At 56.3% G+C, this 9,608-nt stretch carries 10 protein-coding genes; 7 read left to right on the top strand and 3 right to left on the bottom strand.

The window, feature by feature from the left end; genetic code table 11:
- Positions 1–345: 345 nt before the first annotated feature.
- Entirely contained in the window at positions 346–1,344 is a 999-nt protein-coding gene (locus MV985_RS09580) for a TIGR01177 family methyltransferase (protein ID WP_297465699.1), read from the top strand.
- Between the two features lie 55 nt (positions 1,345–1,399).
- On the opposite strand, the gene MV985_RS09575 is transcribed toward MV985_RS09580, so the two are convergent.
- The 3 genes from MV985_RS09575 to MV985_RS09565 form a co-directional block, all read right to left on the bottom strand.
- The gene (locus MV985_RS09575; protein WP_297465697.1) at positions 1,400–2,038 is read right to left on the bottom strand and encodes an alanyl-tRNA editing protein; all 639 of its coding nucleotides are present in this window, start codon (positions 2,036–2,038) and stop codon (positions 1,400–1,402) included.
- A 55-nt stretch (positions 2,039–2,093) separates the two neighbouring features.
- Positions 2,094–3,563, bottom strand: a complete 1,470-nt coding sequence (locus tag MV985_RS09570) for an exodeoxyribonuclease VII small subunit (protein ID WP_297465695.1) — start codon at positions 3,561–3,563, stop codon at positions 2,094–2,096.
- 66 nt (positions 3,564–3,629) lie between these two features.
- Positions 3,630–4,343 (bottom strand): biotin--[acetyl-CoA-carboxylase] ligase, encoded by a 714-nt coding sequence (locus MV985_RS09565; RefSeq protein WP_297465693.1) that lies wholly within the window; start codon positions 4,341–4,343, stop codon positions 3,630–3,632.
- A gap of 94 nt (positions 4,344–4,437) precedes the next feature.
- On the opposite strand from MV985_RS09565, the gene fba reads away from it, so the two are divergent.
- The 6 genes from fba to MV985_RS09535 all read left to right on the top strand — a co-directional run bounded on the left by fba (position 4,438) and on the right by MV985_RS09535 (position 9,557).
- Entirely contained in the window at positions 4,438–5,283 is an 846-nt protein-coding gene (fba, locus tag MV985_RS09560) for a class I fructose-bisphosphate aldolase (RefSeq protein WP_297465726.1), read from the top strand.
- 260 nt (positions 5,284–5,543) lie between these two features.
- Complete coding sequence (locus MV985_RS09555; protein WP_297465690.1) at positions 5,544–7,298, top strand: carbon starvation protein A; 1,755 nt, start codon at positions 5,544–5,546, stop codon at positions 7,296–7,298.
- A gap of 44 nt (positions 7,299–7,342) precedes the next feature.
- Complete coding sequence (locus MV985_RS09550) at positions 7,343–7,624, top strand: hypothetical protein (protein ID WP_297465688.1); 282 nt, start codon at positions 7,343–7,345, stop codon at positions 7,622–7,624.
- 11 nt (positions 7,625–7,635) lie between these two features.
- Positions 7,636–8,628: an ArsA family ATPase gene (locus tag MV985_RS09545; protein ID WP_297465687.1), complete on the top strand. Its 993-nt coding sequence runs from the start codon at positions 7,636–7,638 to the stop codon at positions 8,626–8,628.
- Positions 8,618–8,902: an iron-sulfur cluster assembly protein gene (locus MV985_RS09540; RefSeq protein WP_297465686.1), complete on the top strand. Its 285-nt coding sequence runs from the start codon at positions 8,618–8,620 to the stop codon at positions 8,900–8,902. Before MV985_RS09545 ends, MV985_RS09540 begins: the two co-directional genes overlap by 11 nt.
- Position 8,903: 1 nt before the next feature.
- Positions 8,904–9,557: a hypothetical protein gene (locus MV985_RS09535; RefSeq protein ID WP_297465724.1), complete on the top strand. Its 654-nt coding sequence runs from the start codon at positions 8,904–8,906 to the stop codon at positions 9,555–9,557.
- The last annotated feature ends 51 nt before the right edge of the window (positions 9,558–9,608 follow it).

The following is a 9,608-nucleotide window of genomic DNA, read 5'->3' as shown; positions in this document are numbered from 1 at the left end:
TACAGCTGACCCTCGGGCATCACGTAGCTGTCCGAATCACTTACCATTGGGTCCGAAACCACCTGGGTTTCCCGGGCAACGTCGTTCGCTACCGCGAAGGTCGCTACAAAAACCAGAAAACCTGCAAAGGCCAGGGCCAACATCTTTCCGAACATCGCCCCCCCCATAGGGGTTTTGCACCTGATGTTATGCTTTCATTGTTTATTAGCCTTTCGGTGTTTTGAGGTCTCAAACGAACGCTTCAAAGTACAATGCTATACAAAGCAGGAGGAGTAAACACCCCCACAGCCGGCAGTATGAATGACGGAACCGACAACCATTTAAACTCCAGGGAGAGCTGAGACCATGCTCTACGTTGAGATACTTGGAAGCCTCCCGGGGATGGCGAGGGACGAGGTCAAAGCCATGCTCGAACTCGGCGGAGGGAAGATAGTTGACCAGGACTACCTCTTTCTCAGGGTTGATGCAGGCGAGGATGCCTTTCCTTTCCTTGACCGGCTCGGCCTGGCCCATGAATACGGAAAGCTGGTTGTCGAGGCGGACTCGATTGGGGAACTCCTCGAGAAGGCGAGGGGAGTCGAGTGGCCGATTAAGGGGACCTTCAAGGTTGACACCGAGACGATGGCCAACTGCGGGCACGATGTTCTCGATCTGCCGAGGAAGCTTGGAGCGGTAATACACGCGCAGGGATTCAGGGTAAACCTCTCGAAACCGGACACTATCGTAAGGGTCTACTGCGGCGAGAGGCTTTACGCGGGAATAAGGTTGAGGTTCTTCGATCCCAAGGACTTCGAGAGCAGGAAGGCCCACCACAGGCCCTTCTTCAGGCCAATCTCCCTTCATCCGAGGATTTCGAGGGCACTGGTAAACCTCACAAAAGCCCGGAATGAGATTCTCGACCCCTTCGTTGGTGCGGGCGGGATTCTGATGGAGGCCGGTTTGATTGGCCTTAAGGTCTACGGCGTGGACATAAAGCCGGAGATGGTCGAAGGAGCGGAAACCAACCTCAGGCACTACGGCATAGAGAACTACGAGCTCAAGATCGGCGACGCGACGAGGCTGAAGGAGCTCTTTCCAGAAAAGAGGTTCGAGGCGATAGCCACCGACCCGCCCTACGGCACCTCAGCAACGCTCGCCGGCCGGAGGAGGGACGAGCTGTACCGAAAGGCTCTAAGGAGCATGTACAACGTGCTCAAAGATGGCGGAAGGCTGGCGATAGCCTTTCCAGCCGACTTCGACGGGGAAGCCGAGGGCCAAAAAGCGGGTTTCAGGCCCGTGGGCAAGTACTACCAGAGGGTTCATAAAAGCCTCGACAGGTGGTTCTACGTCTTTGAGAAGGTGTGAGGCAGGGGCGCTGTTTCAGGAGATTGGAGAAAGAACCCCCAAGGGGGAAGAACTCTCAGTCCTCGAGCCAGATCTCTATCCTCTGCTTCCCCCTTCCAAGGCTGGAGCGCTTGAGCTTCTTGAGGTGGCCGATTTCCTTAATGTCCTTCACGTGGGTTCCTCCGCAGGGGATTACCTCGAAGTCCCGTATCTGGGTGTATCTGGTTTCCCCCTCCCACCATATCTTCATTTCACCGCCCTCGTCAACGAGCCTGTTGAAGGTCTCGATGAGTTTTTCCTTGTACTGATTGACGTTCTCCGGGTAGACTATGTCGTAGCGGCCCTTTTCTGCACTCATTCCGCTGCCGTAGAGTTCCCACTCGCCGGGAAGAACCTCGTTGAGAACGTGCTCGAGGAGGTGCATCGCGCTGTGGATTCTCATGAGCCTGTACCTGTAGTCCCAGTCAATTTTAAGCTCAACCTCATCCCCCACTTTGAACTTCTCAGGCTCGGCAACGACGTGCCAGACGTTTTCTCCCTCCTTGTACACATCGAGAACCTCGACGCCGTTTATCCAGCCTTTGTCGTGGGGCTGGCCGCCGCCGGTTGGATAGAAAACCGTCTGGTCGAGTAGGAGGGCGTTATCCCGGATTTCCAGAACCTTTGCCCTGGCCTCCTTCAAATAGGCGTCCTCGTAGTAGAGCTTCCTCGTCATGTGCTTCACCGGTAAAAATTGGGAAGGACTGTTTAAATGAATATCGAAGGAGAAATCAGCGCCTCCGCCAGATGACCAGGGCCCCTACTATAAGCAGGATCGCAATGATCACGGCGGCGGTTTTCTGCGTTCCACTGAGACCGCTCCCGTCCTCTGCCGGAAGGGTATAGCGTATGGTCGCGTTCTCGTGCTTTAGCAGGAGGGCCTTTACATCCTCCGCCGGAGCTCCGTAACGGAGAAAGACGTTGGAGACGACCCTGACCGAGGTGGCGTTTCTGAGGACGGTCATCGTAAACCTGTTGCCCCTGAGCTCATCTGTTACGTTGTCCGGCACCTCGAGTATCTCGGAGCCCCTGGGCAGGTTGAGCGTGAGGTAAAGCGTGTGGTTGACTTCGTACTGGAGGTTGCCCTCGAGCCTGTCGGCTATCCCCATCGTCGGGTCGAAGGAGTAAACGTAGGAGCCGTTCTCGTACCTCGTGAAGTTCCTAACGAGGTACTCCGCGTCTATCACGAGGGGTGCGTCCGTCTCGTTGAGGCCCAATATCCTCACCCTGCCGCCCTCCACTATCGCCCCCTGAAAGCCGAGGGCAAGGGAGTAGGTCCTGAGTATGTACTGAGTGACGTTGTCCACCCCGTAGGAGAGGATCTCCAGTTTCCTCTGCATTACCTCCTCCTTTGGCTCGATGTACTCGTCCCTCATGTGAAGCCTCACGGTGCCGTTGGTGTATACATCCACTGTAACGTACTCCTTCATGACGCTCCTCTCGTACCGCTCCTCACCCCTATACGGAGCCCGGTACTTGATGTAGTAGCCGTCGTAGTCGCCGAAGAGGGCCTTGAACCCCTCGGGCGAAAGGAACGGCTCAAGCTGGATGAAGGATCTCACTATGACCGTCTCGCCGTTCACCCCCGAGGTAACGAGGAACCTGCTCTGGTTGTACTGCTTCACGTAGGGTTTCGGGTAGCTCAGCACCGTGGAGTTGGGTGGGAGCTTCACGACGAAGGTGTTGTTCATTATAATCTCGAAGGGGAAACCGGTGTCGGGAATCGCCATCGAACCGTAACCCCTCGTTGGATCAACCCTGACCTCCCAGTGGTCGTCGTAGGAGTAGTAGGTCGCGAAATGCTTCGCCACGGCGTTGAAGACGATGGTTATGTTCTTTCCCTCCTCTATGCCGTAGGCCCTCAGGCTCTCATTAACGACCTCCATACCCGCCTGTCTGAGACCCTCAAGGTACCTTCTCAGCTGCTCCTCCTCGAACCTCTTTATGGCCTCCTCGACGGTGATGTTGCCGCCCTCGGTTCCGTTCAGTATCTCCTCGATCTGCCTCATTATTTCATCCCTTGGCTCGAGCCAGACGGTCTTCATCGTGATGTTGGCGTCACCGTTGGGCATCACGATTGCCGTGAAGAGGAAGTTCTGCCTGTAGGTTTTTGGGTGGACGTCTCCCGCGAGCCCGAGTTCCGGGCCGAGGAGGGACGTGAGCAGAAGCGCGGCGAGGATCACCGCTGGCAATCTCTTCATATCCCTACCTCCTTGTTCGTGCTGTAAGTAGCGCCACCACCGGGTATTTAACTTTATCCACCGGTCTCAGAACCTCAGCGAAACGTCGCCGTGGGTTACCCTCTTCAGTCCCGATGGAGTTTCGAGGAGGAGCGAACCGTCCTCGAGAATATCCGCGGCCCTTCCAGCAAGCTCCTCACCGTCCTGAAGCACCCGGACGGTTTTCCCAAGGATGAACGTCCTCTCCCGAACCTTCGCCATCAGCAGATCCGGCCTCTCAAGGAAAACCCTGTACCAGCCGCCGAGGTGGAAGAGAAGCCTCTCACGAACTTTCTCCAGAGGAACTTTGGCCCCAGTAAGCTCGAGCATCGAGGTGGCACTTTCCCTCAGCTCCTCCGGAACTGGATTGTTCACGTTGAGGCCGATTCCAAGGATAACGTACTCGATACCCTTCCCCTCCGTGAGAATGCCCGCTATCTTCCTTCCGGAGACCCAGACGTCGTTGGGCCACTTGATTCCCGCGGTGATCCCAAAGTCCGCGAGCGTGTCGACCACCGCGAGAGCACCAACGAAGACGAGCCTCGGGTCTATCCTGCCTGGTTTGAGGATGACGCTGAGCCAGAGGCCGCCCTCTGGAGAGACCCAGGAACGTCCTCTCCGTCCCTTTCCAGCGGTCTGGCGCTTCGCAACGACGACCGTCCCCTCGGGGGAGTTCCCGGCGATGCGCTTGGCGTACTCGTTGGTGGAATCCACCTCGTCGAGATGGATGATTCTCCACTCGATTCTTCTCAGGCTTTCCATCAATCACACCGACCGGGGTTGTAAAAACACCTTAAAGCCCCTCCGCCCACAAACCTTAAATCCTCCAAAGAATATATCACCCACGGTGAGTACTATGGACGCATACCAGAGCGTCGGTATAAGGAGGAGGCTGAAGAGGTTCTTCCGTCGGGACGGGAGGGCCCTGATTTTCGCGATGGACCACGGCTTTGAGCACGGGCCGACTGACTTCGAGGAGCACTGGGAGCACATTAACCCACGGATCATTGTAAAGAAGGTCGTCAGGGCAGGAATAGACGGCGTCATGATGCTCCCCGGAACCGTCAGGCTGGCCGGAGACGAGCTGAAGGCCGACACAGGGTTAATGGTCAAGCTCACGAGCAAGACCAACCTCCGCCCGAAGGACGAGCAGCTCCTCCAGAGCCAGCTGGCCTTCGTCGAGGACGCGGTAAAGCTGGGAGCGGATGCCATAGCGGCGACAGTCTACTGGGGCAGTCCAGCTGAGGACGTCATGATGCGCCAGTTCGCGGAGATAGCGAGCTATGCCCATGATTTAGGCTTCCCCGTGGTTCAGTTCGCCTATCCGCGCGGCCCCTACATCAACGAGCGCTATGGTAAAAAAGAAGACTACCGCGTCGTCATGTACGGGGCGAGGGCAGCGGTCGAGAGCGGCGCTGACATGATAAAGACCTACTGGACCGGCTCTAGGGAGACCTTCGCCAGGGTCGTTGATGCAGCAGCGGGAGTTCCGGTTCTCCTCAGCGGTGGAGCGAAGACCAACAACCCCCTTGACTTCCTCAAGCTCGTGTGGGAGGTCATCGAGGCAGGCGGAGCTGGGGCCGTTGTCGGGAGGAACATATTCCAGCGCGAGAACCCTGAGCCCTTCATAAGGGCACTCCTCAAGGTTGTCCACAGGAACGAGGACCCGGAGGAGGCGGCGAAGGCGGAAGGACTGCTCTGAAACGAGGTTTTTCCCGTCGTTTCCTCCCGGTATTTTCAATTTCGGGCCAGTTCCTCGTGTTGCTGGGTGTCTTTTCAGCCCATTGGAGCTTCCTGCGGCCTTCGTTTCACCTTTATAAGGTATTTGCCGTCTTGATATTGATCTCAACACCATTTTTCCGAGCAGGAGTGTAAAGATGGATTCTCCCAGGATTTCCACCAAAAGACATTTAAGTACAAAGACTGTACGTTAATGCGCAAAATCCAGTTGGGGGTGTAAATATGAACTCTGCCCTTGTCGTCCTGATAGCGGCGGCGATATACGTGGGCATGTACTTCAGCTACGGCAAGAGCCTCCAGAACAAGGTCGTCAAGGCCGACCCCAACAGGCCGACTCCAGCCCACAGGCTCTACGATGGGGTCGACTACGTTCCAGCGCACCCGCTCGTTCTCTACGGACACCACTTCGCATCGATTGCGGGAGCGGGGCCAATCGTCGGTCCGGCGATAGCGATGGCCTGGGGCTGGCTTCCAGGACTGCTGTGGGTCTGGTTCGGAAACGTCTTCATAGGTGCCGTCCACGACTACCTGGCACTGATGTCATCTGTCCGCTACGATGGTAAGTCAGTCCAGTGGATCGCAGGAAAGCTAATGAGCAAGAGGACAGGAGTGGCCTTTGAGATTTACATATGGTTTGCACTGCTCCTTGTGGTGGCAGCCTTCGTGGCGGTTACGGCAAAGCTCCTTACCATAACCCCTGAAGCGGCCACCGCTACCCTGCTGTTCCTTCTGGTGGCGGTTATCCTCGGCTGGCTGCTCTACAAAATGCAGATGGACTTCAAACTGGCAACACTAATCGGACTCGGCCTCATGATAATTGCGGTATGGCTTGGCCTCAAGCACCCACTCATATTCATCGAGGGCCAGAAGCAGGTTGGAAGCGCCGCCTACAAGACGGTCTACCACTACTGGAACCTGATCCTCATGGTCTACATCATCATAGCCGCGTCACTGCCAGTGTGGATCCTCCTCCAGCCCAGGGACTACCTGAACGCCTACATCCTCTGGTTCGGCCTCATCTTTGGAGGACTGGCCTTCATACTTCTGGCCAAGGACTTCACTGCGCCAGCGTACACCATGTGGAGTGCCCACGTCGTCAAGGGAATAACCTCCGAGGGTCCGAAGGCGGTTCCCTCACCGTTCTGGCCAACGATACCCCTCATAATAGCCTGCGGTTCGCTCAGCGGGTTCCACTCCCTGGTGGGCTCGGGAACCACATCCAAGCAGCTTGACAACGAGATCCACGGGCTCCTCGTCGGCTACGGTGGAATGTTCACCGAGGGATTCCTCTCGACGATTGTTATAACCTCAATAGCCGTCTACGGAGTTCAGCTCACGGGCCTCCAGCCAGACCAGTGGGGCATCCACTACATCGAGAAGGGAGGTCTCGGAACATTCATTGGAGGCTACGCCAAGGGTGTCAGCGAGTTCTACGGAGTCAGTGAGATATTCGGAAAGACCTTCGCAACGCTCTGGGTTTCGGCATTCACCCTGACATCGCTCGACACGGCAACAAGGCTCGGCCGCTTCGCCTGGCAGGAGCTCTTCGGAATGGTCACCGACACGAGCAGGGGAGTAGCAAAGCTCCTAACAAACAAGTGGGTCGCCTCGATAATACTGGCGGGCATCGGCACCTACCTCGCCTGGGGTGCAGGCTACAAGGTCATCTGGCCCGCCTTCAGCGCCATGAACCAGATGCTGGCAAGTATAGCCCTGATGACCGCCGCCCTGTGGGTTGCAAAGGTTCAGAGGGCAGGCAAGTGGAGCTGGGCGGTCCTGCTGCCCGCGTTGTTCCTCTGGATAACTGTGACTGCGGCGATGATATGGTACCTCATCTACGTGCCAATGGTTGGAAAGTACCTGATAGCAGTAAAGGGCGCAATAGTGATCAGCCTGCTCCTGAACTTACTCCTGGCATGGGACTTCTGGGTCGCCTGGAAGCGGCCAGAGGAGGAATACGCCGCCAGTGCCTCCTGACCTTTTTATTATTTTTAAAACTGTTCTTCGCTGGAGGGGTTTGCATGGTGAAAAGAATCCTTGAGGACATCAGGAGTTTTCTGCGCGGTGTGGAGGAGTCCCTTAGAGAGCAGTCCACGGAGTATATCGAGTTCGAACTCAGGGAACTGGAGAACGTCTTTGCCCTTCTGCTGATGGGCTCCTTCGTTGGGCTCCCCAGTCCGCCGTCCACCCTCACTATGAGACTGCTCCCCCTCATGACGAGGGAGCTCTACGTCATGCAGAGGCGGGCGGAAGAGATGGACGACATACTCGGCGAGCTGGCGGGTCTCTTTGACATCACCTGAAGGTGATTCCCATGAGAGAGTATCTGCTGCCAAAAAAGGGTTATCGCGTAGTTTTCGTGCTCGGAAAGGGAGGGGTCGGAAAGACGACCACATCGGCGTCCATCTCCGTTGCACTGGCGGAGAGAGGATATAAAACCCTCGTTGTGTCCCTCGATCCGGCCCACAACCTGGGGGACGTCTTCAGAACGAAACTGGGGGATAAACCAAAGAAGATCCTGGAAAACCTCTACGCCAGCGAACTCGACATGGAAAAGCTCATACGGGGCTATCTTGAGCACCTGGAGAAGACCCTCAAACATACCTACCGCTATCTGACCGTGATAAACCTCGAGAAGTACTTTGAAGTCCTGAAGTACTCCCCCGGGATAGAGGAGTACGCGACCCTCGAGGCCATAAGGGAGATTCTGGAGGACGGTGACGAATGGGACGTTATAGTCTTTGACACACCCCCCACCGGACTGACCCTGCGCGTGCTGGCCCTTCCAAAGATCTCCCTGATCTGGACCGACAAGCTCATCGAGATAAGGCGGAAGATCCTGGAGAAGAGGGCGGCCGTATCCAACATAAAGGGCCCCCTGCGGTTCCGGGTGGGTGACGAGGAGGTGGAGCTACCCACGGAGGAGGAAAAGGATGAAGTCATGAAGGAGCTCAAACGGTATCGTAAAGAGATCGAGTTCGTGGAGAGGGTCATAACGGATCCCGAAAAGACGAGCGTGATAGCGGTCATGAACCCGGAGGCCCTGCCCCTCTACGAGACCATTCGGATACGGGATACCCTCAAGAGGTTCAGGATCCCCTTCAGACTCATTGTCATTAACAAGGTCATTGAAGTTTCCGCGGAAGTGCCGGAGCTGAAGATAAGGCTCAGGGCCCAGATGGAGGTGCTGAAGCGCCTTAAAGAGGAATTCCCGGGATTGGACGTTGTTAAGATCCCCATGTTCGCCGAAGAGCCCAGGGGCATTGAGTGGCTCAGGAGAATCGGGGGAATGATACTTGGGGACTGAGGAGATCGTCGAGAGACTCAGGCGGGTTCGGGAGCCCGTAACCGGGGAGAGTATCGTGGATCTAGGGATGGTCATCGCGGTAACGGGGGATGAGGACGGGATTAGGGTTTACCTGGACCTTTCCCGGACGGCCAGGGGGCCCTTCATGGATGCACTGACGTGGCCCGTGCGGATGAGGATAGTACGGGACGCGGTGGCGGTTCTCGAAGACCTGGGAAAGGTTGAAATACTCGACGCGAGGAGCCTTCAGAGATACTATCCGGAGGATGAGTGAGATGGACAACCAGCTGTTGATGGCGATCATAATCTTCGTGGCTGGGATATCGACCCTTCAGTACTTCAAGGGCAGACGGCTCAACCTCCTCCTTATGCAGCATTACATACGGGCCGTGAAGGACGTGATAAAGCCCGAAGACGAGACATACACCTGGCTCGGCGGATACATCGGCTTTCGCGCCGAGTACAAGGTCAACCGGGACAACATACGGAAGTTCGAGTACACACTCACACTCCTCCCCAGACACAGCCTCCTCTACTTCCCGATAGCCCTCCTCACCAGCAGGCACGACAAACTCTACATGGTCGTCAGACCCTTCGCGGACATAAGGAGGGAGGCCCATCTCATCCAGAAGGGTTACTACAGGCTCAAACCGGACATCGAGAACGAGCCCCTCCTCCAGAGGGAGTACGTTGAAATCGCCGGAAAGACATATGAGGCCCTCTACGAGAAGAAACGGGACGTGGAGAAACTCAAATCGCTCGTTGAGAGCATGTCAAAGCCCCACAACATCAAGCACGTCGCTTTAACCCCCAAGACCAACGTTTTCTATGTCCTGATGAAGCCGGAGCCCGAAACAATAGAGGAGGACGTGAGGAAAATCGTTGAGTTCGTCAACAGGGAGATAAAGGAGAGCCCCTTTTCCTCCTGATCCCCCTGTTTCCCCCAACATCTAGCCAACGGGATACTCCCCCAGGAGGCC

Origin of the sequence: Thermococcus sp., assembly GCF_027012695.1 — an archaeon.
Classification (GTDB): domain Archaea; phylum Methanobacteriota_B; class Thermococci; order Thermococcales; family Thermococcaceae; genus Thermococcus.
This window is presented reverse-complemented; position numbering and strand designations above follow the sequence as displayed.